The sequence below is a fragment of the Oceanobacillus caeni genome (genome assembly GCF_019037185.1).
Classification (GTDB): domain Bacteria; phylum Bacillota; class Bacilli; order Bacillales; family Amphibacillaceae; genus Oceanobacillus; species Oceanobacillus caeni.
The window spans coordinates 15,479-38,465 of record NZ_JAHHXM010000028.1; the positions used below are offsets into that span (position 1 = coordinate 15,479).

At 35.3% G+C, this 22,987-nt stretch carries 22 protein-coding genes; 3 read left to right on the forward strand and 19 right to left on the reverse strand.

Going from position 1 to position 22,987, the window contains the following annotated elements:
* Positions 1-177 precede the first annotated feature (177 nt).
* From KM885_RS13525 to KM885_RS13595, 15 genes are all read right to left on the reverse strand, one after another.
* Positions 178-879, reverse strand: coding sequence for a hypothetical protein (locus tag KM885_RS13525; RefSeq protein WP_204798695.1), 702 nt, complete (start codon positions 877-879; stop codon positions 178-180).
* 3 nt (positions 880-882) lie between these two features.
* Positions 883-1,740, reverse strand: coding sequence for an ABC transporter ATP-binding protein (locus KM885_RS13530; protein WP_204798694.1), 858 nt, complete (start codon positions 1,738-1,740; stop codon positions 883-885).
* Positions 1,737-2,105: a GntR family transcriptional regulator gene (locus KM885_RS13535; RefSeq protein WP_204798693.1), complete on the reverse strand. Its 369-nt coding sequence runs from the start codon at positions 2,103-2,105 to the stop codon at positions 1,737-1,739. The genes KM885_RS13530 and KM885_RS13535 overlap by 4 nt, the downstream gene beginning before the upstream one ends.
* Positions 2,106-2,301: 196 nt before the next feature.
* Complete coding sequence (locus KM885_RS13540) at positions 2,302-3,171, reverse strand: ComEC/Rec2 family competence protein (RefSeq protein WP_204798692.1); 870 nt, start codon at positions 3,169-3,171, stop codon at positions 2,302-2,304.
* A 124-nt stretch (positions 3,172-3,295) separates the two neighbouring features.
* Positions 3,296-5,437 (reverse strand): ATP-dependent Clp protease ATP-binding subunit, encoded by a 2,142-nt coding sequence (locus tag KM885_RS13545; RefSeq protein WP_216884154.1) that lies wholly within the window; start codon positions 5,435-5,437, stop codon positions 3,296-3,298.
* A 529-nt stretch (positions 5,438-5,966) separates the two neighbouring features.
* Positions 5,967-6,833 carry a DNA-3-methyladenine glycosylase family protein gene (locus tag KM885_RS13550; RefSeq protein ID WP_047185702.1) on the reverse strand — a complete coding sequence of 289 codons (867 nt, stop codon included), beginning with the start codon at positions 6,831-6,833 and terminating at the stop codon, positions 5,967-5,969.
* A gap of 68 nt (positions 6,834-6,901) precedes the next feature.
* Positions 6,902-7,699, reverse strand: coding sequence for a delta-lactam-biosynthetic de-N-acetylase (pdaA, locus tag KM885_RS13555; protein WP_047185703.1), 798 nt, complete (start codon positions 7,697-7,699; stop codon positions 6,902-6,904).
* A 54-nt stretch (positions 7,700-7,753) separates the two neighbouring features.
* Entirely contained in the window at positions 7,754-9,064 is a 1,311-nt protein-coding gene (locus tag KM885_RS13560) for a Na+/H+ antiporter family protein (RefSeq protein WP_047185704.1), read from the reverse strand.
* Positions 9,065-9,186: 122 nt separating this feature from the next.
* Entirely contained in the window at positions 9,187-9,990 is an 804-nt protein-coding gene (locus KM885_RS13565; RefSeq protein ID WP_216884155.1) for a YfkD famly protein, read from the reverse strand.
* A 197-nt stretch (positions 9,991-10,187) separates the two neighbouring features.
* A complete protein-coding gene (locus KM885_RS13570; RefSeq protein WP_060668435.1) occupies positions 10,188-10,871 on the reverse strand; it encodes an amino acid ABC transporter permease in 684 nt (227 codons plus the stop codon).
* A 10-nt stretch (positions 10,872-10,881) separates the two neighbouring features.
* Complete coding sequence (locus KM885_RS13575) at positions 10,882-11,730, reverse strand: transporter substrate-binding domain-containing protein (RefSeq protein WP_216884156.1); 849 nt, start codon at positions 11,728-11,730, stop codon at positions 10,882-10,884.
* Positions 11,731-11,866: 136 nt separating this feature from the next.
* Positions 11,867-12,700, reverse strand: a complete 834-nt coding sequence (locus KM885_RS13580; protein ID WP_216884157.1) for a YihY/virulence factor BrkB family protein — start codon at positions 12,698-12,700, stop codon at positions 11,867-11,869.
* Positions 12,701-12,795: 95 nt separating this feature from the next.
* Complete coding sequence (locus tag KM885_RS13585; protein WP_047185708.1) at positions 12,796-13,074, reverse strand: YtxH domain-containing protein; 279 nt, start codon at positions 13,072-13,074, stop codon at positions 12,796-12,798.
* A gap of 15 nt (positions 13,075-13,089) precedes the next feature.
* A complete protein-coding gene (locus KM885_RS13590; RefSeq protein ID WP_047185709.1) occupies positions 13,090-13,563 on the reverse strand; it encodes a low molecular weight protein-tyrosine-phosphatase in 474 nt (157 codons plus the stop codon).
* Between the two features lie 113 nt (positions 13,564-13,676).
* Positions 13,677-14,342, reverse strand: a complete 666-nt coding sequence (locus KM885_RS13595) for an SOS response-associated peptidase (protein WP_216884158.1) — start codon at positions 14,340-14,342, stop codon at positions 13,677-13,679.
* Positions 14,343-14,680: 338 nt separating this feature from the next.
* On the opposite strand from KM885_RS13595, the gene KM885_RS13600 reads away from it, so the two are divergent.
* The gene (locus KM885_RS13600; protein WP_047185711.1) at positions 14,681-15,385 is read left to right on the forward strand and encodes a DUF421 domain-containing protein; all 705 of its coding nucleotides are present in this window, start codon (positions 14,681-14,683) and stop codon (positions 15,383-15,385) included.
* A gap of 162 nt (positions 15,386-15,547) precedes the next feature.
* Here the strand turns inward: KM885_RS13600 and KM885_RS13605 are convergent, their stop codons facing one another.
* Positions 15,548-16,393 (reverse strand): CAP domain-containing protein, encoded by an 846-nt coding sequence (locus KM885_RS13605; protein WP_060668440.1) that lies wholly within the window; start codon positions 16,391-16,393, stop codon positions 15,548-15,550.
* A gap of 476 nt (positions 16,394-16,869) precedes the next feature.
* Here KM885_RS13605 and mreBH point away from each other — a divergent pair, with 476 nt between their 5' ends.
* Positions 16,870-17,877 (forward strand): rod-share determining protein MreBH, encoded by a 1,008-nt coding sequence (gene mreBH, locus KM885_RS13610; RefSeq protein ID WP_145523828.1) that lies wholly within the window; start codon positions 16,870-16,872, stop codon positions 17,875-17,877.
* Positions 17,878-18,236: 359 nt separating this feature from the next.
* Here mreBH and KM885_RS13615 read toward each other — a convergent pair whose 3' ends face one another.
* A complete protein-coding gene (locus KM885_RS13615; protein WP_204798680.1) occupies positions 18,237-19,373 on the reverse strand; it encodes a saccharopine dehydrogenase family protein in 1,137 nt (378 codons plus the stop codon).
* Positions 19,374-19,490: 117 nt separating this feature from the next.
* Entirely contained in the window at positions 19,491-20,984 is a 1,494-nt protein-coding gene (locus KM885_RS13620) for an aldehyde dehydrogenase family protein (protein ID WP_204798679.1), read from the reverse strand.
* 173 nt (positions 20,985-21,157) lie between these two features.
* Between KM885_RS13620 and KM885_RS13625 the strand changes: the two genes are divergently transcribed.
* Positions 21,158-22,495, forward strand: coding sequence for a sodium-dependent transporter (locus tag KM885_RS13625; RefSeq protein WP_145523826.1), 1,338 nt, complete (start codon positions 21,158-21,160; stop codon positions 22,493-22,495).
* Positions 22,496-22,549: 54 nt separating this feature from the next.
* On the opposite strand, the gene KM885_RS13630 is transcribed toward KM885_RS13625, so the two are convergent.
* On the reverse strand, positions 22,550-22,846 hold the full coding sequence (locus KM885_RS13630; protein ID WP_060668442.1) for a hemerythrin domain-containing protein: 297 nt from the start codon (positions 22,844-22,846) through the stop codon (positions 22,550-22,552).
* Between the last annotated feature and the right edge of the window lie 141 nt (positions 22,847-22,987).

The following is a 22,987-nucleotide window of genomic DNA, read 5'->3' on the forward strand; positions in this document are numbered from 1 at the left end:
CAAGTCTTCTTTATCGTAGTGGAGGAGTGTGAAGTTTGGGACTGCGCTAACGCTCGCCCCACCAAAAAGATCTGCTAGTTGCTGGGCGCTGGAGCCGGACGTGGCCTTTCTTAAGACAAGAAATATTAAGAATTTATACATTCCCAACACAAAATAAAGCGAAGCACATGCTCCGCTTTATTTTGTGTTGATAATGGTAATCCTTCTTGTAAATAAATAGGATAATGCGTAAAGTACTATTCCTATACCAAACAATTGTAAGAAAAACATTAAATCTAAATCAGAGAGTAATCGAGCGAAGAAATCAAACACCGACCCTTTAGCTATTCCTAGCAGAAGAAGAACTACTAATATTGCAGCAACACTTCCGCCTCCAAGTAATCCTGTATTATAGAAAAGTAAACCAAACAAAAACATGATTGTTAGTAATAAAAACATAACTGCTGTATCAACCATGATTCTATTTAACCAAGTATCACTAACAAATTCTGCCAAATGTATAAAGTTAAACGTACTAATCCCCGCTGCTTCCGTAAATGCTACGGTAATCGATTGTAAAGTACTACTTACTACCGCCTTAACAAATGCAATTCCTAGAAAAAATAAACCAGTCGCAATAAACAAATTTCTCCTTGTAGCTCCCATTTTTAACGCAAATGGAATACCTTCTTTTACAGTTAAGAAGCCTAAGAACATGCAGTAAAAATAAGTTGCGTTTGGAAAACCGAAGTAAAATACTGCATCCTCTACCCCTAATAAAAAGTAAGAGATACTAAGCGATAATACTAAAACTCCAAATAAGATACTCCAAAAAATTGTTAATGAAAAACGAATATCCGTTACAAAGAAATATAATAACCCCTTTAATTGTTTACCCATGAACTACGCCCCTCTTTTCTTTTCCGTTAAATGAATCATTAATTCTTGTATTGGAATTCCTTCCACTTGAAGCCCGCTTTGTTTAGCCTCTTCTGCATTTCCATATACATAAGCGGTCATCATTCCTACAAGTTGTTTCGAATCCAAGATGTCTTTCCCTGTTATAAATCGTTCTACTTCTTCTATCGTTCCTGACACAGCGTACGTATTTCTTCTTAGTGCATCAGCCTCTTCTTTTAGTACAAGTGACCCTTCGCTTAAGATTAAAACTTCTTCAAACATTAAACTAACTTCATCGATTAAATGTGTAGAGAAAATAATGGTTCTTTTTTCCGTTTGATATTCTTCGAGTAAAATTTCGTAGAATCTTTTTCTTGAGGGTGCGTCCAGTCCAATATATGGTTCATCAAAAATCGTTATCGGTGCTTTACTCGCTAAACCAACAATAATTCCTAAAGCCGACTCCATTCCTTTCGATAATGCTTTAACTTTAGTATTTAAATGTAAATGATATTCCTTCAGCATATAATCTGCTAATTCCTGATCCCAATTCGGATAAAAGTAAGAGTATATCTTTAGGACGTTTCTTACCTTTAAATCTTTCTTAAAGTTATTTCCCTCTTTAATTAAACAAATCGATTCTGTCAAACGTTGATTATCGAATGGATTTTCCCCATCAATTAAAATCTCTCCACCACTTGCTAATATTTGACCAGATAATATGTTCATGAATGTTGTTTTTCCTGCTCCATTTCTGCCAAGTAAACCATAAATCTTCGGCTCATCTAAAGTAAACGAAACATTCTCTAACGCTACTTTATCCCGATACTTTTTCGTTAAATTTTTTACTTCAATTTTCATTCGTTGTCCTCCCTTTGTACCATTTCAATTAATTCATCCGTACTCATCCTTAATTTGTGAGCTTCCATTTTTAACGGCAGCATATAGCTTTCATAAAACAGTTTCTTTCGCTTTTCAATTAAAATTTCTTTAGCATTTTCCGTAACAAACATTCCAACACCCCTTCTTTTATAAAGAATCTCTTCTGCAACTAGTTCATTAATGCCTTTACCAGCAGTGGCTGGATTAATATTATAAAACTTTGCAAATTCATTTGTAGAAGGCGCACGATTTCCTGCTTTCAGATTCCCATCTATAATGGAGTCTTCGATTTGTTCTTTAATTTGAAGGAATATTGGTTTATTATCATCTAGTGTATTTTTCATTTTACGCTCCTTCGTTAATCGGTTAATTACTTATGTAACCAACTATAAACCCAATCAAGATGTTTGTCAACTTAATTTTCGGAAAATAATAAAAATGCCTATTAAGGTTTGAAAACTAATTATATTCATAGAACGTATTATATTAATACATATAAAAACTGCACCTACATTGGCTAAAACAATGTAGGTGCAGTTCTTATACCGGATATCTTATTAAATTATCTGTCGGGTCTCTACTCGGAAAAATAAAAAACCTTTTCCCATTTGTCCTTATAATAATATCTCCAAAAGACGCCGTAGAATAAACATTTGCTTCTATTCGGTCTAAATTTTCTACCACTCGTTCAACAGGATGGCCATAATCATTATCAACACTAAAGGTTAAAATAGCGATTTGCGGATTTACTTCTCGTAAAAATTCAAGCGATGTACTAGTATCAGATCCATGATGGGCCACTTTCATGATTTCCGATTGAATATCATACTTTTCCATTAATTTTTTTTCTTGTTTTATTGTTGCATCACCCATAAATAGAAAATCCATTTCATTGTAAGTCATCTTTAATACAATGGAAGACTCGTTATTGGATTGGTCCTTTTGATAGGCATTTAACACTTGAATGGTTAAATCTGAATCAAGCTGAATACGTTGATTAGGTTTTGCAACTTTCTTCGGAATTCCTTGTTTACGAATTTCAGCAGCGTATTTTGCAAAAGCTCTAGTTAGGTGGATTTTGCCTGTATCAAGAATCTGCTTTACTTCAAAAGATTTCATTACATGTATAAGTCCACCTATATGATCGTAATCTGGATGAGTTGCAATTAATAAATCTATTTTCTCTATCTTTTGTTTCTTTAAGTAGGATACAACCTTATTCCCGGCTTTCGGAAGTCCACCATCAATAAGGATTGTTTTATCATTAGGTGTTTCCACCAAAATACTATCCCCTTGACCTACATCAATAAAATGCACTTCCATAAATGGAGGTGCCTCAGCATTGATATTAGGTGGCACTACAGTTATAAAAAATAAAATAAAAGTAAGAGCTACATTTAGTTTCTTCATAAATCCACCCTTTTTATCAAGTTTTGGTCTTATTAGTTTGGCTAAAAAAGGGTGAATTATGATTGCTTTCAGATGGCGCTATATGTAAAAAATCCCACCAACCTAAGTTAGTGGGATTAGAAGATTATTTATTACTTACTACGATTTCTCCATCGGCAACATCAACTTTTACATGATCAACTTTCTCTTCTTCTAAGATTAAATCAGTAAGTTGGTCTTCAATTTTATCTTGGATAACTCTACGTAAAGGTCTTGCACCAAATCGTACATCGTATCCAAGTCGTACAAGTTCTTGTTTAGCTTCTTGTGTAATATCAATTTTAATATTATTTTCCTCGATTGTTTTCTCTAATTCATGAAGCATTAGATCCACAATTTCTAATAAATTATCTTCCGTTAATTCATTGAACTTGATAATAGCATCAAATCGGTTTAAGAATTCTGGTTTGAAGTAATTGCTAAGTGTTTCTAGTGTTGAAACAGATTCATGTTTTGCTTGATTAAAACCAACACTAACCTCTTTCACACCAGTACCAGCATTACTTGTCATGATGATAACTGTTTCCTTAAAGTTAACAGTACGACCTTGTGAATCCGTTAAATGACCATCTTCTATGATTTGTAGGAACATATTTTGTACGTCTGGATGTGCTTTTTCAATTTCATCTAAGAGAATAATGGAATATGGATTGTGACGTACTCGTTCCGTTAATTGACCTGCTTCTTCATGACCTACATATCCTGGAGGTGAACCAATAAGTTTAGACACGGAATGTTTTTCCATATACTCACTCATATCAAGTCTGATAAGTGCATCACGAGTACCAAACAATTCTTCTGCTAAAGCTTTGGTCAATTCTGTTTTACCAACCCCAGTTGGTCCAACAAATAAGAAGGAGCCAATTGGGCGATATTTCGATTTCAATCCCGCACGGCTTCGACGGATAGCTTTTGCAACTTTTTGCACTGCTTCGTCTTGTCCGATAACCTTTTTACCTAGGTTAACACCTAGATCCTTCATTTTTTGTTGTTCATCGGATTGCATTTTCGTTACAGGAATACCTGTCTTTTCTTCTACAATCAATTGGATATCAGATACATCAACATCGAGGACTTTTTCTTTGTCATCAGCTTTTTCCAATTGTTTTTGTAGTTGAATTTCTTGATAGCGTAAGTTTGCAGCACGTTCGTAATCTTCTTTTTCAGCCGCTTCTTGTTTTTCTTTAACAACTTCATCTAGACGAGCTTTAATAGTTTTGGAATCCCCTTGCGAATTCCTTAAATTCAAACGGGAACCTACTTCATCCATTAAGTCTATCGCTTTATCTGGTAAGAAACGATCTTGGATATAACGATTAGATAACGTTACGAACGCTTCGATCACTTTATCGGAATAGCGTACTTCATGGAATTTTTCATAACGGTCTTTAATTCCATTTAAAATTTTGATTGCATCTTCTAAAGAAGGTTCTTTTACAATAATAGGTTGTAGACGACGTTCTAATGCTGCGTCTTTTTCAATTTGACGGTATTCTTTTAGAGTTGTTGCACCAATTAATTGTAATTCACCACGTGCTAATGCTGGTTTTAAAAGGTTACCTGCGTCCATTTGTGAATTTTCTGCAGTTCCAGCACCTACTAATAAATGAATTTCATCAATAAATACAATCACATCATTACGTGTTTTCAATTCTTCTATTAGTTTTTTCATTCTTTCTTCAAATTGACCACGAATACCAGTGTTGGCAACTAATGATGCAACATCAAGCATATAAATTTCTTTATTTAACAATTTAGTAGGTACATTTCCTTCTACAATCTTGAGAGCTAATCCTTCTGCGATTGCCGTTTTACCTACCCCTGGTTCCCCAATTAGTACAGGGTTATTTTTATTTCTTCTATTTAAAGTTTCAATAACACGTTTAATTTCAATATCACGACCAATTACTGGATCAATTTCACCAGCTCTTGCGGAATCAGTTAAGTTTTTACCTAATTGATCGATAAGGCCTTTTCTCTTTGTAGTTTGTTGTTGTGTTTTTGTTGTAGTAAAGCCTTGATTTTGACCATTTCCTTGATTAAAGAAATTAGAAAAAACTTCTGCATTACCTAATGGGAAACCGGAGAAAAAGTCAGATTGATTAAACATTTGACTTTGAATTTCTTGAAAACATTCATTGCAAAGGTGTAATTCCATCTTTTGATTGTTCATTTGCATTGTTGCATTAATGTTCGCTTCATTTACACCACATTTTTGACATTTCATCGTTCCCATTCCTCCTTGAAATAAAAAGATTTTTAAGATCATAAAGCCATTTTTGACTTTGACTATCTTTGACCTTATGACTTCATTATACTCTGACCTTTTTTGACTTTCAAGGGTTTTGATCAAATTTTTTTATCCTTTTCTTAACGTTACGCTGTTATTCAATCTGAAGCTGAATCACTTCCTATTTAGACCAAAAGCTTATGAGTGACCATTTGACGATTGGATTGCCTCATTCGGGCACTCATTTACCTTATGAGTGACCGTTTGACAATTCGGCTGCTGCATTTGGTCACTCATTTACCTTATGAGTGACCGTTTGACGATTGAATTGCTTCATTCGGGCACTCATTCATCTTATGAGTGACTATTTGACGATTGGATTGCCTCATTCGGGCACTCATTTACCTTATGAGTGACCGTTTGACGATTTGGTTGCTTCATTCGGGCACTCATTTACCTTATGAGTGACAATTCGTTGGTTATTTTTCTGTATAAAAAAAGCTTGGATAAAATCCAAACTTTTCTTCTATTCAATACTCCTCCATAATGTTAAGGAAGCATAACTACGGTAAGGATACCATTCCTGACTTATTTCCTCTAATACTTCTTTTGTCGGCTTTTGATCCATCGCCAAGAATTTTTTCACTGCATTTTGAATCCCGATATCAGCTTTTGGAAATTGATCTTCCCTTCCTAAGCCAAACATAAGCCAGTTTTCGGCTGTCCACCTACCAACTCCACGAATTTTAATCAGTTCCGATAAAATCTCTTCGTCCGCTTTCCCTTTTAATTCGTTCAAATCTAATTTCCCTTCTGCAATCAATCTCGATGTATCAATCACATACTCCGCTTTTCTTCCACTAAATTGCAGCTCACGCAAATCTTCTACTTTTATACTCGCTATTCTCTCAGGAGTCGGATAGAACCATACACCCTCAACTTGTTCTCCGTAGCGCTCCACAAAACGAGTAGATAGGACATAAGCAAATTTCATATTTAATTGTTGGTGAATGATTGTTTTCATCAAACTATAGTAAAGGTCAAATTCTCTTACAATTGGAGTTCCGGGATATTGATTAAAAAGTGAAACCAAATTAGTACCAATAAAATGATTTTTAATTTTAGCTAAATCTTTCTTCCATTGAAATAAATCAACTATAAATTCTAAGATTTCATTTTTTCTTTTAGCATCTTTACTTTTTACAATAAAACGAGGCTGTTTCGTTGATCCAATTGCTTGAACATGGATAATATGTTTTTCATTCCCCATAACAAAAGGAATAGAAACGAATCTTTCCTCTATTTGAACTGATGCAAGTGGATCGAATGAGATACGATATAAAGAATAATCAAAATCATAAATGGTATTTAATTTTATTTCTTCTTCCCACATTCTATATGTCCCCTTTTTCCCTAGAATACAAAATCTAACGAAAAAAAGCGAGGTAAACATACCCCGCTCTAAAATCCAGGAAACCCATCCGGCAACATATTCTTAACTACTAGATCGTCTAAGTTTTTAAATTCATAACCTTCTTTTTTCAAATCTTGAATGATTTTCTCTAAAGCTTGTGCGTTATCAGAAGATACAGCATGAAGTAGGATGATAGCCCCTGGGTGGATTTGTTCCATCACACTGTCATACGCATATTGCCAGCCTTTCTGATTGGATGTATTCCAGTCTTTAAATGTAAGGGACCAGAATACATGGGTAAGGCCTAGTTCGTTCGCCCATTTTAGCGTTCTTTCATTAAACATCCCACGTGGAGGGCGTAAAAATTTAATTTCTTTTTGATCTGTCACTTCAGCCACCGCTGCTTCTAGTGTCTTTAATTCCTCCGTCATCGATTCCTTACTAACAATCGTAAAATCTGGATGGTGGAAAGAATGATTTCCTACTATATGACCTTCGTTTACCATTCTCTTTACCAAGTCCGGGGAACTTTTAACATAGTGACCTGTTACAAAAAAAGTCGCTGGAACCTTTTCTTTTTTTAATACATCAAGTATTTCATCTGTATAACCCTCTTCATAACCATTATCGAACGTTAAGTATACGACCTTATCCCCTGAAAGATCTGCATAATAAGCACCGTACTTATCCAACATTTCTTGGTATTTACCAATATCCGGAACTTTATGATCTTTATTCTTCTGATATCCCCATCCGTATCCACTTGCTTCTATTTGTACTGGATTCGCCCATGCAAGGAAAAAGGCAAGAGAAAGAATAATCGTTGTGAAAACATGTTTTTTCATAACAACCCACCTACTATTTTTCTCTTACCTTTCCTCAAATCAAATTAAATTATTCTAAAGTATAAGGGATGCAATCCACCCAAAAACAAACAACGGAATATTAAAATGAATAAACGTCGGAACAACCGTATCCCACATATGATTATGGTTTCCATCCGCATTCAGCCCTGATGTTGGACCTAATGTACTATCGGATGCTGGTGAACCTGCATCCCCTAATGCACCTGCAGTACCAATTAAAGCTGTTATAGCTAATGGTGAGAAGCCAGCCGCTAAACAAATCGGTACATATAACGAAGCTAAAATAGGTACCGTTCCGAAAGAAGTGCCAATTCCCAGTGTGATTAATAAACCTACTAATAGTAATACAAAAGCAATAACTGCTTTATTATCTCCTATCATACTAGAAGATGCTTCAACTAAAGCGGAAACCGCACCTGTTTCTTGTATGACAGTAGCAAATCCTGATGCGGATAACATAACAAACGCAATGAATCCCATCATTTTAATACCATCTGAAATAACTTGATCTCCCTTTTTAAACGGAATAACAAAAAATAAAAACATACAGATTAGTCCAGCTAATGCTCCTAAAATCAAGTTACTTGTCACAATCTGTACAACGAAAGCGGCAAGGATGGAAATTATAGTTAGCACATGTTCTTTATTAAATGTTACATTCTGATCGTCTGCTTCACCTATTATAGTTCCTGTACCACCTGCTCCTTCTACAGCATCTCGACCTTTTCGGTACGTAATAAATATAGCAATGAATAAACCTGCTACCATTCCAAGACCAGGGATAATCATCGCTAGTACAATATCTCCCATTTGTATAGTTAACCCAGCATCAACCATTGCATTATAAATCGTCTCATGGAATAAAAGACCAAATCCAGCCGGTATCATCATATATGGAGTTGTCAGGCCAAAAGTTAAGGCAACAGCTACCGCTCGCCGATCCAATCGCATAGAATCAAATAATTTTAATAATGGCGGAATTAATATTGGAATAAAGGCAATGTGAACCGGAATTAAATTTTGCGATAAACATGCTACGCCCGCAATTACAAGTAGTAACATCGTTTTCTTCCCAGTTAATACACGGATTAAGAATTTAACAAGTAAACCGGTAATCCCTGTATAACTTATCGTAACTGCAAAAGCCCCTAATAAAATGTAGCTTAATGCAGTACTAGATTGACCACCCATTCCACTAACAAATAAATCAATTGAATCTACTATTGAAAATCCTGACATCAATCCTGCAGAAATAGCAGCAGCAATAATGGCTATTATAACGTTCACACGTAATAAACTAAGAACTAACATGACTAGTACGGATATAACGACTACCCATTCCATTTTTACTTCACCTCAAATTTTTCCTTACTCTTTAATACTTCACCATGATAAAGCATTAAAGAGAATAAATCAACCCTTTTTAATGAAAAAATAACCCTGATTGATAACCAGGGTTTCTAACACTATTTAATTTGAAATGAAAAGGAAACATGATCCTGAATCGGAATCCAGCCTCCGATACCTTGTTTCGTTACATTCTTAATGATTAAACCTTTATTACTACCTTTTAACTGAACATATACTTCCCCAAAGGTTACTTGTCCCTTTTCATTGACCGCGGGCGCGAAAGCATTCAATACACCAAATTTTTCTGCAGGAATATTATAGGAATTTTCCTTTTTTGTATTTTTACCAATGATGGTTTGGTAAGATAGTGGTAATTTTGTTTTTTCCTTCGTTGCTAAAAGCATCATTTTTTTTACATCATCTGGATTTTTTATTTTGTTTGTTAAAGCACCTTTAATTTCCTTTTGTTCTTGTTGAACATAATTCATCACCTGGTTAGCATCCCCACCAAGATTGTTTAGTTCATTTGTATTAATTTTTTGATATTCCCAGTTTATATTTGTTTCTAGTGACTCATAATTTAATGGCCAACGTCCCAAATAAATCATTCCCCGGTAACCAATTGCAACTGGAGATGGGTCTAAAGTGGATTCATTCAACATTTTTATTAAATCCGGATTTTTTATCGGGATGTCTGTTCCCTCCATTAATTCTTTTGTTAATTCACTAGGCTCAATAACTTCCTGATTTTCTGTCGTATTTGGATACGTATTTTCTTTGGAAATATCTAATACGTGGCTAGGAATTTCAAAAGGATCTTTACTCTTTTTAGCATCTTTTTGTTCTTCAGCGGAGCTTAGAATCGGAAAGATTAATGCATAAATGCAAGCCATTAGTATAGTAAGTTTTCTTCCCTTCATTTCAGTTTCATCCTTTCATTTTTCCCTAGTTTTTTCTTATAGGATAAAAATATACGTGACTGAAATTAAATATTAAAATAAGACCAAATCACTCAAGATTTGGTCTTGTAAAAGGGTATAAAAATTCAGCTTAATAAATCTCGCCATAAGGAAGACCATGTCAAGGACAGGCGACAGGGCGCTTCCGCTTTTGTTCATTAAACATACTTACTATAATGACTTTCTAATCTTTCCTGCATGTAACCAATTAAGATACATATAGGCCAATAAATAAGCGCAACTAATATATACATCGTCATGGCATCAAACTCTCTACCGGCAACGATTTGTGTTTTTTGAAAAAGCTCCGGTACAGTGATGACAGCTGCTAATGATGTTGCCTTCACAACATCCATAAACACATTGGTTAGAGGCGGAACCGCTATACGAACAGCCTGGGGCAAAATAATCGATCGTAATGTCGTTCCGTAACTTAACCCTAATGACCTAGCAGCTTCCCATTGCCCTTGATCTACAGAGCTTAAAGAGGAACGATTGATTTCAGCGATATAAGCAGCACTATTTAAGCCGAACCCTAATATAGCTGCACTAATTGCATTTAATTTCATCCCTACAACTGGTAATCCAAAATATAAAATAAATAAGAAAACAAGCATCGGAGTTCCTCTCATAAATGATATATATAAACGTGCGGGCCAGCGTAACCCCCTCATATTTGAACCTCTAGCAAGCGCTAAAAATAGACCAAGGACTAACCCAATTCCCATTCCTACTACCGAAATTAGAATCGTCATAGGTAATCCTTCTAAAACAAAAGGCAAGCTCCGTATCGCTAGTTCTACATCAAATAATCCTTCAAAATCAAAGCCATTCACATTCATTGTACTCTCCTTACAGATCTAACCCTTCAATTTCCTCAATTTCTCCCTCTGGTTTTTGGGAGGCATCTTCTTTGTAAAATTGATTTGCTAATTTCGATAATGTTCCGTCTTCACGCATTTCATTTAAGGCTTTATTAATTTCTTCTGTAACTCGATCTGCATCTTTAGGTAAAATAACGCCTTGTTCTGTTGGGTGGAACTTCAATGTCGGATGTAAATGAATTTCGAAGTCAGGGAATGCTGCTACACCAAATTTAGTTAAGAAGTAATCGTTTATAACAACATCCGTTCTACCGTTATCTACATCTCTTAAGTATGCCTCATTTGGTGCATTTCCGTATGTAACTACTTCCGCTCCGAAACGTTCTGCAATTTGACTATAAATCGTAGTTGCTCCACCACCAGCTTTTTTTCCTTTTAAATCTTCCAATGATTCAATTCCAGAATTATCTTCTTTTCTTACAGCCATCGTTGTATAAGAATACTTATATGGTTCACTAAAATTAAATTCTTCTTTTCGTTTATCTGTAATTTCAATGTCATTCGCTGCCATATCGATTCTTCCACTCTTAATTGCTGGAAGCATACTATCGATTCCCATTATTTCAAAAGAAACATCTAACCCTAAGCGCTTACCGACTTCACGCATTATTTCAACATCATAACCTGTTAAATTTTCATCTTCATCATAATAAGAGGAAGCAATTAAAGTTCCGGATGTCCCGACAACTATTTTTCCCGTATCTTGAATTTTCTCCCACACCTTATCGTCAGACGCCTTTTCTGTATCACCACAAGCAGATAAAATGGTAATACACAAAACGAACAACAAAATTAAACTACCTTTAAATTTATTCATCCTAATCTCCCCTTTGTTATAATTTGTTATCCGTATTATATTGTAACAGCATCAACATGGTTAATCCACCAAATCATTAAAAAAGACATCCGTTTATGATAACGAATGCCTTCTGTAATTTATGATGCTGTAATGATTAAAAAAATGTTCCTCTTTCTTTCTTAAACTCACTAATGACAGAGTTAATAATTCCGCCTATAATAATAATCGCGCCAAGTAGATAAAACCAAATCATTAAAATAATAATTGCACCTAGACTTCCGTATTTAACGGAATAATTTGCAAACGTACTTACATAAAAAGAAAAACCATAGGATACAACTTGCCATGCAATCGTACCAATAATCGTTCCCCAAATTGCTTCTCCAAAAGAAATATGTTTATTCGGGGCTAATTTATATAAGAAAAGTAATACGATAAAAAATATAACGGTAGATAACACCCATCTTAATGTGTGCCACAATTGTAAAAAGCTATCCGATAATCCAACAAATGCAAAAATGTATTCACCAATAATTTGACCAAATACAGGGAGTAGTAAGGAAACAACGATAACTAATACCATTGCAATTGTTAAAACAATTGCAATTAGCCTTGTTACAAAGAAAGAACGGTCTTCATCGATATCATAGGCACGGTTAAAAGCTTTCATAATAGCATTAATGGCGTTAGAAGCAGCCCATAAGGTCCCGATAATCCCGATTGAAAGTAACCCTCCATTTGTTTGGCCCAATAATTGATCTAAATTCGATTCAATTAATGTCATAATCTCGTCCGGAGCGTAAAAGTCCATGATTTCCATAACCGATTCCACATTAATTGGAAGATATCCGATTAAGTTAAGTAAAAACAGTAAAAACGGGAAAAGCGAAAGTAAGAAGAAATAAGCTAGTTGTGCGGCCAATCCAAAAACATCCACATCATCCATGCGTTTACCCAACTGCTTACCCATAATGATTAAATTACCCAATTTCCTCTCTCCTATTTTCAAAGGAACTTTTCTTTATTCAGAAAAAAATCGGCTTTTCGCCGATTCCCTTCCCTTTACATTATGTAAATTACCCACTATTTATTATTCGTAAACTTATTTATTGTTTCTTCAACTTGCTCTAAAGCGTTAATTGCATTATCCGCCCCACTAGTTAATGTTTCATTCCAACGATCAACTGTTGTACGGAATGTTTGAACTGCTTCAGATGGATTCTTAATATAATGAGAAGAACAAGATTTTACTGAATTCAAATGTGTTTTTGCATATTCTCTCGTATCCTTATCAAGTAATGCAACAATAGCTCCAACTGTTGCACCTGCAACCACTCCTGTAATCAATCTAGCTTTACCCATAAGTAATCTCTCCTTTTACAATGAATGTTCCATTTTAATATAGTTTAATAATTGGGTGCAACCCTCTAACACTAACTCATAAGCGTAATCAAAATTCCCAGTAAAGTAAGGATCCGGCACATTTTTTTCTTTAGGATTCTCTATAAAGTCCATTAATTTTCCAGTGGTTGCCTTATGGTTATTAGCATTTCCTAAATCCTTTAAACCTTTCATATTTTGATCATCCATTGCAATAATATAATCAAAATCCTCAAAGTCATGTACATTTACTTTTCTCGCAACCATGCCTTCGTACGAGATATTCTTACTATCTAATATATCTCTCGTACCTTTGTGTGGTGCTTTACCAATGTGCCACTCACCTAGACCCCCAGAATCCACTTCAATTTTATCGGCCAAGTTTTCTTTACAAACCATGTCTCTAAAAATAGCCTCTGCCATTGGCGATCTACATATATTCCCTAAACAAACAAATAAAACACGTATCATTTAATCACCTATTTTACAACTATTGTTATTATAATCAACTATTCCTATCATAAGCAATATTAATCCATTTTTCCAGAAGTTCTCCTTAAAAAACTTGGCATTTGTTTTTAAACTTATGTAATTGGTTGAATACACATTTCATCATTATTTATTGCAGCATTCACATAAGAACCTACATTATAAGCTGTCAATTCTTCCATCTCTATTGAATGTATAAATTCATGCGCTTGTTCGGGATGAAATTTAATAGGTGAAATCCATTCATTTTCCTTCTCTTTTGGTAAAATAACTGGCATCCGATGATGAATATTTCGCATAAATGTATTAGCCTCTTTTGTAAGGATTGTACATGTAAATAAGACCTTATCGTCCTGCACCCACTTATCCCAAAGACCGGCAAATGTGAAAATGTTCCTGTCTTTTACTTGAATTCGCTTTGGTTGCTTTTCACCATCTACCTTTTTCCATTCATAAAAACTGTCTGCTACAATAAGACATCGTTTTTGTGACATTAATTTTTTAAAACTCGGTTTTTCATGTGCAGTTTCGCTTCTTGCATTTATCATTTTATACCCTATTTTTTCATCCTTCGCCCATGACGGAACTAATCCCCAGCGCAAATATCCCGCTCGCTTTTTCTTTCCATCATGAATAATAGCTAATACATTTTGACCAGGAGCGATATTATAACTAGGTTGATAGGAATCAATTGGTTCATCGATATCAAATTCTTCAAGAATCTCTAGTTCATCTTTAAGCAACGTATACCTGCCACACATGTTCAATCACCCCTTGTAGAAAACCTTGCATTCCCTTTTCCTTTAAACGTACGATAAGCCCCTTCCATACATGCTACTATAAACGCAAAAACTTTTGAATTACTTTGAATTGAGAATGGGACTTCAACATTCCTAGACTTGATTATCATTCCGAGTTTGATAAGTGGACTTAAACCTGTAAATATAATTGCAGTTACCAAACCATTGGAAAGGATTCCCCGAAGCTAGTTGATCTGAAGCTTATTAATCAACCTGATTAAACAGATATTAGACAACTACTTTTTGGGCATATTATCAATATCTTTATCATTCATTTTTGTCCGAAGGGAGAAGATCAGATGGATTTTTTTCACGGTCAAGAAACACTTACGGCCATGCAATGGGTTTTGAGGGCAGTAGTAAGCTATTTTTTTATGCTTATTATCACAAAATTAATGGGACAGCGCTCCATTTCACAGCTTAATTTACTTGATTTTGCGATTGCAGTGATTATTGGTAACATAATCGCCCACCCTTTATCTGACGAAGGATTAGGCTTAAAAGGAGCTATGATTACGATGGGTTCACTTGTCATTTTATATGTATCAAGTGTTTTCATCGTATTAAAATCAAAATATATAAGAAAATTTGTTTTACCAAATCCAATGCCATTAATTAAAAATGGACAATTTGTTTATAAAAACTTAGCAAAGGCAAGAATTTCAGTGGATTACATATTATCAGAAGCCAGAAAAGAAAATATTGATGACCTTAAAAAGCTCTCGTTAGCTTTATGGGAGCCTAATGGAACGATTTCATTTTTTGTTAGTCCTAATTATCAGGCTATTACTCGGGGGGATTTAAATATTTTAACGAAGCCTTTTGATTTTCCAAAAGTTGTTATAAGAGAGGGGAATATAGAAAAATCTGTCCTACAGCAAGCCGGAAAGGAGGAAAGCTGGCTGCTATCAGCATTAAAAACAAATCATAATGTTGTACTGGAAGATGTGTTATTAGCTACTATAGATAAGAGCTATCAGTTAAAAGTTTTCTTATATCGCTAATGAAGGTACTGATTACTCACATACTCCATTAGGAAAAGCCATCATTATCATTCCGTTGTAGAATTTTTCTTGAATAGCAGATGAAAAAAACAGCACGAAACCAAATGTTTATCCATTCGATTTCATGCTGTTTATTTGTTTTAAAAAAGTTTTGTTCCAGTCTTATTTACCAATAAATTGTTGTGTCCAAAGGTTACCATTTTCTACATAACCCACACCGATGTGTGTAAAGTTTCCGTTAAGGATATTAGCACGGTGACCTTCACTGTTCATCCAAGCATTTACCACTTCTGCTGGAGTACGTTGACCTTTGGCAATGTTTTCACCTGCAGTACTGTAGCTAACGCCGAATTTCTTCATCATATCAAATGGTGAACCGTAAGTTGGGCTATTATGATCAAAGTATCCATTCGCTGCCATATCACGAGATTTTTCACGAGCTACTTTACTCAATTCATTATCTACTTTTAGTGCTGCTAAACCATGTTTTGCTCTTTCTTGGTTTGTTAAAGTAACTACTTCTTGTTCAAATTGGCTTAATTGATTACCTTGTTCTTTTGTAGCTTCTTTTTCAGCTGGTTTTTGAGTTTCCTTCGTTGGTTGTTGTACTTTATTATCAGCTGGTTTTTCTACTTCTTTTGCTGGTTGATCTGCTTTATTTTCAGCAGGTTTTTCTACTTCTTTTGCTGGTTGGTCAGCTTTATTTTCGGCTGGCTTTTCTACTTCTTTTTCCGGTTGATCTGCTTTATTCTCTTTTGTTGGTTGTTGATTGTTGTCATTACAGTTTATCTTATACTTGTTCATTGCTTTCTGAACTAAATCGTGAATCTTAGCTTGATCTAGATTTTTATTGTTTAGGTTAACTTGTTCTCCATTAATAGAGTAATAAACTTTATATGAACTATTTGCATTAGCGTTTGTATCTGCATGTGCATCTGCGGAATCAAATGCTCCCCCAAAGATAATTGCAGCCGATAGTGCTGTTACAATACCTACCTTCTTAAACATATATATGTTCTCTCCTTTTGGTTTTTATTTTTGAAAAGCCCTCGTGTGACTTACAAAATCATCATAGCACAGGTTTTTTGTAATAATTTTGGCTCTAATTTCCAAATGAGAGATTTAAAATAAACTAGATTCATAAAAAAAGAGAAAACCTTGATTTATCCATCAAACTGAAAAATCCTTGATTTAGAATAAATGGATAGGGATGCTTCTTCCTACAAAATTTTCCATAATATTAATGTTGACACTTTTTTTAATGGCGTCATTTGTTACAAAACCACCTTTTTTGTAAACAAATTGTCACTTGATTTGTTCTCTATTTCGGATTATTTTTATTAATATGCTTTTCACTATTAGATATATATAGGAAGTTTCTAAAATCTATTAAAGGGAAAAATTAAAACTATTATACAACCCCCATAAAAAAGTAGAATTAGAAGTATTACTATATAAAGTCTGACTTCATTGGAGGAACTTAAATGTTTTCAAATGCTGAAATTGGAATTGATTTAGGAACAGCTAACATCCTGATCTATTCAAAATCAAAAGGTATCGTACTAAATGAGCCATCTGTTGTGGCAATTGACATAAATACAAAACAAGTCGTAGCCGTTGGGGCTGAGGCAAAAGAAATGATCGGAAAAACTCCTCAAAACATCGTACCTATCCGCCCCTTAAAAGATGGCGTTATTGCGGATTATGACGTAACCGCGCAAATGTTAAAAGTTCTCTTAAAAAAGGTAAGCAAAAAAGCAGGAATTTCTACGAGGAAACCTATTGTTGTAGTCTGTACTCCATCTGGAAGTACTTCTGTGGAGAGACGCGCAATCCACAATGCAGTCACTAGTTACGGTGCAAAGAATGTACATTTAATAGAAGAACCAGTTGCTGCAGCAATTGGTGCTGACTTACCGGTTGATGAACCTACTGCAAGTGTGGTTGTTGACATTGGTGGAGGTACAACCGAGGTTGGAATTATCTCATTCGGGGGTGTAGTTGCTTGTAATTCAGTACGTGTAGCAGGCGATCGTTTGGATGAAGAAATCATTCTTCACATTCGCAAACATTACAACATTTTAATTGGGGAACGTACTGCTGAAAGTATTAAAATGGAGATTGGCCATGCAGATTCGGATCATGAAGAAGTAAATATGGAGGTTCGTGGACGTGATATGGTTACGGGGTTACCAAAAACCATTACAATCTCATCTAAAGAAATTCACTCTGCTCTTAAAGAATCTCTAGAACAAATCCTTGATACAATCCGTGCAACATTAGAAGATTGCCCACCTGAACTAAGTGGAGACATCGTAGACCACGGTATTGTTCTAACTGGTGGCGGAGCATTATTAAATGGAATACAAAAATGGTTGTCTACAGTAATCAATGTTCCCGTTCATATTGCACCTAGTCCACTAGAATCAGTTGCAATTGGAACAGGTCGTTCTTTACAAATGATTACAAAATTACAAAAGGCTGCAAAATAATCCTCTTCAGTTCATGTATTTTTTTAATGCATGAACTGTTTTTTTAATCATAATAAAAAATATTTAGAAATTAACGATAGAAATCGTTTACAAATGTTTTACTTTGCTTTATAATACTAATTAATCAACCGTGTTCATTCACGGTTAAAACCTACGAATAAGTTACTGCCTAGTCTGTTCACATTCCTTTATAGGTCTGTTCCAACAGATGTAAGCCATTTCAAAACATTTGAAATGGCCTTTTTTTATTCCACCTAAATGGGCAGTAAGAAGTCTTCTTTATTATATTCGAAACGAACAACATTAAAAAACCTGCTTCACATAGCAGGTTACATTCTAGCAGTCACATTCTATCAGCATTAGCACTCTTTTATATTTACTCCACGTTTTGCCATTTCTTTTATATACAAATCCCCAGGAACTATTTGCTCTGGAGGTAGAACGCCTTTATCCTTGATCGTTCCATTTCCTATCATTTGTGCAACAACAGAAATCGTATTAGCAGTAGCGCGAGCCATTGCTGTTGTTTTCTTTTCTTTATAGGTCACCATTTCATATTGACGTTTGCAAGGTTTCCCGTCTTTTAAACCTGAGACAATAACCCGAAGTAATACAACATCGTCTTTTTCTCCTAATTCTACGATTGGATCCAGCACTTTTAAAAATACTTCTCTCGGACTTACCTTCATTCCGTTGATATCTACTTTAAAGCCTTTACGCGTTAAATTTAAATCAATCAAAAACTTAAATTTTTCTGCATGGCCTGGGTAGCGTATGGTTTTATATTCTAATTCCTCTAGGTTAGGAAATGAAATCGACAGAGTAGATGTCCCCCCCGAAGTATGAAAGGCTTCTAAAGGTCCAAATTTTTCAAAATGAATTTCCTCTACTTCAGATAAGGAAGGAATCTCTTGTTTCACGCCATTTCGTATAATAAAGGATGGGTCTGTATAATGATCAAAAACGCCTTCCATGGAAAATACATGATTATACTGAAATGGAGGCTCTGGTCTTAATGGAATTCCACCAACAAATAGTTTAATAGACCTAACGTTATCTAGTTTACTACCCCCATAGCCAGATAAAATATTGATCATGCCAGGAGCAACACCTAGATCCGGAATGATTGTAATTTTAGCTTTTTTGGCTTCCTCAGCTAATTTTAATACTTTATCCGTTATATGACCGATGTGTCCTCCTAAATCAACAGAATTTACCCCTACTTTAATAGCCGTCTTAGCAACTGTTTCATTAAAAGTATAAAATAATGCATTAATAATCACATCAAACTGTTTCATGAAATTCTCTAATTCATTAAGATTATTCGCATCAACTTGATAGGCGGTTAGTTTAGCCGATTCAAGTTGTTCACATACCTTTTGAGCACGATCTAAATCCACGTCAGCCAAACCAACAGCTGAAACATTCGGACTCGTTACTAAATCTCTTACCACTTCTTTCCCCATTAACCCAGATCCCAATACACCAACTTTCATACGGTTACCTCCAGTATCTCAAAAGTTGTTTACTTTCATTGGCAGGTACCCCCTGCATAAGTGCAACTAAGACATTCGCTAAAAGCATGCGAATGTCAAGTTTTCTAAGTGTCTTCATTAGTCTACGTCAATTTGGGCACGTTGTAATTTACCACTATAATCCACATAAACCGCCTTCCATTCTGTAAACACGTCCAGTGCCTGAACACCTGAATCACGATGACCATTTCCCGTTCCTTTTGTACCGCCGAATGGTAAATGAATTTCCGCTCCAGTTGTTCCTGCATTCACGTACACGATACCAGTATCTAAATCACGTTGTGCTTGAAATACACGATTTACATCTTGAGTAAAAATAGAACTTGATAGACCAAATGACACCCCGTTATTAACCTCAATCGCCTCTTCTAGACTTTGGACAGGAATTAACGAAACAACCGGACCAAAGATTTCTTCCTGCGCTATTCTCATATCTGGTTTAGCATCTGTAAACAAAGTTGGAGCAAAGAAAAATCCACCCTCAAAACCAGAGCCGCTTAATTCATATCCACCTTCGACTAATCTGGCACCTTCCTTTTTACCAATCTCGATATAATCTTTAATTTTATTCATACCTGCCTGATTAATGATAGGACCAACTTTTATGTTTTCATCTAAACCATTGCCAATTGTTAATTCTTTCATTTTTACTAATAACTTTTTCTCAAGCTGCTCTTTTACTGCTTCATGCACAATAACACGGCTACATGCTGTACAACGCTGCCCACTTGTTCCATAGGCGCTCCACAATATTCCCTCGACCGCTAAATCTAGGTCAGCATCATCCATAACGATTACTGCATTTTTTCCCCCCATCTCTAGTGAAACCTTTTTTAGTTGTCTACCACAATCAGCCGCAATATTTCTACCGACATCATTAGATCCTGTAAACGAAATCACTCGAATATCGTCGTGATGGACCATCGCATTTCCAACAGTCGCTCCACTACCAAAAACAACATTTATTACTCCTTTTGGTAGACCAGCTTCTTCAAAAATTTTAGCGAGTTCATAAGCCATAATTGGCGTTTCCGAAGCTGGCTTCCATACTACTGCATTTCCAGCAACAATTGCCGGGAATGATTTCCATGTTGCGATTGCAATCGGAAAATTCCAAGGGGTAATTATCCCAACTACTCCAACTGGAACCCGCTGACTCATAGCAAACTTACTTTTTAGTTCTGCCGGGGTCGTCTGTCCAAACATCCTTCTACCTTCTCCTGCCATATAAAAGGCCATATCGATTCCTTCCTGCACTTCTCCCCTTGCCTCTTCAATTACTTTTCCGTTTTCCATCGTTAGCAGTTTAGATAAATGTTCTTTTCTTTCTTCTAATAAATGACCAACTCGATATAAAAATTGTGCACGTTGTGGAGCTGGTACAAGTGCCCATTCTTTTTGAGCGTTCTTTGCCGCAAAAACAGCATCATTTACCGAATCTTGACCGGATAATGGAACTTGAACAATCTCTTTACCGTTCGCTGGATTAATAACAGCTACTGTTTCTTTCACCTCCACCCATTTTCCGTTGATGTAGTTCTTTAATTTGTTCGTATCTAAAGAAACTGACATATAAGCATCCCCTTTCCCTTTTTTAAAGAGAGACTCATACTACTTCTAAATTCATCTGACACTATATTTTATTAAAAGGCCAATTGTTTAAGAACATTTGTTTACATGGATATGCTTATGTTATACTTATAGAATTGTAAAGCAGAGATATACAAAAGAGAGGACATAGTTTCATGCAGAAAAAACAACAATGGACATCACGTTTAGGATTTATCCTTTCATCTGCTGGTGCTGCCATAGGCCTTGGTGCAATTTGGAAGTTTCCATATATGACCGGTACTAATGGCGGAGGAGCATTTTTCTTATTATTTATCGCTTTTACCATCATTATTGGATTACCTATTCTAATTGCAGAATTCATTATTGGTAGGGGGGCTGGTACGGAAGCTGTTCGTGCCTATAAAAAGCTTTTACCAAATGGTATTTCTAAATATATTGGTCACTGGGGAGTTGTTGGGGCTTTTTTACTTATGTCATTTTATTGTGTCGTTGGTGGATGGGTTCTCATATATAGTATTTTGTCTATTCCTGGACTTATTGTTCAAGAAGGCGCTAATTATAATGAACTTTTCTCCCAAATCACAGGCACTCCATGGGTTACCCTCTTAGGTTTTGCACTATTTCTTCTAATCAATATGATAGTTGTTTCTTTCGGAATTCAAGATGGAATAGAAAAGGCTAGTAAAATATTAATGCCGCTATTATTTATCTTTTTTATCATATTAGTGATTCGCGCTGTCACGTTTGAAGGTGCTATAGAAGGTATCCGCTTTTTCCTTGAACCTGATTTTTCAAAATTAAATCAGGAAAACATTTTATATGCATTAGGACAATCATTCTTTTCCTTAGCAGTTGGAATTTCGGTTATGGTAACATATAGTTCCTATTTAGGTAAGGATGTAAGTTTACCAGTATCAGCTGGTTCTGTTTCGATTATGAATATTTTAGTTTCCTTGTTTGCTGGACTAGCTATCTTCCCTGTTGTATTTGCATTTGGATTGGAGCCAGCAGAAGGACCTGGGTTATTGTTTATCGTATTACCAGAAGCTTTTAGCAGCATGCCATTTGGTGAATTGTTCTTGAGCTTATTCTTATGGTTGTTTTCATTTGCGGTCTTCACTTCTTCCTTTAGCATGCTTGAAATTATAACAGCAGCATTTATGAATAAAAACCGTTCGCGTAGAAAAGTAGCAAGTATTTCAACTCTATTAGTATTCATCGCTGGTATTCCAGCTGCACTTTCTTCCAATATACTTAGTGATTTCACAATTTTCGGTTTGACCGTATTTGATGCTACAGATTTCCTTGTTAGTAATATTATGCTACCGGGTGGGTGTTTGTTCATCGCTTTATTTGTCGGATTTAAAATGGATCGAACTTTAGTACAACAAGAATTTCTAGCTGGAGGTCAATTTGGGATTAACACGTATCACGTATGGTACCAACTTATACGCTGGTTAGTTCCGATAACGATTATTATTGTGTTCTTAACAACACTTGGAATCATATAAAATAAAACAAGGCTCTGGAACTCTGGAGCCTTGTTTTATTATTTATAGTTCAAACTATAGACGTGAAAATAATATATTATTTTCTAAATGAATGCGTTGGAACGTATCCTCTTCTGATTCTGCTAAGCACGCATATGTGATTTGATAAGAACCACATGCATCTGCTGGCGGTAAGAAATCACCAGTAATGATTCTCATTTCTTTCAACAGATTTCCTACAGCGTTATGTTCATCTTCTAATCCACCATTTGCTACCCGAATCTTTTCTAGCAGTTCTTTACTTTGATTGGCCTCATATTCCTTGATAAGCGGGAATACTTCATTATTTTCTTTAATCGTGTGTTGCTTCAAACGTAGAGAGTGGGTATCATGGACAAAAGATACTGGATTTTTATTTCAAACGTCCGTGAGATCCTACACCTGCTTCTGTCAAGTAGACAGTACCAAAGTGTCTCAAAAAACTTTTCACAATACCTTTGTTTCCGATAGTTT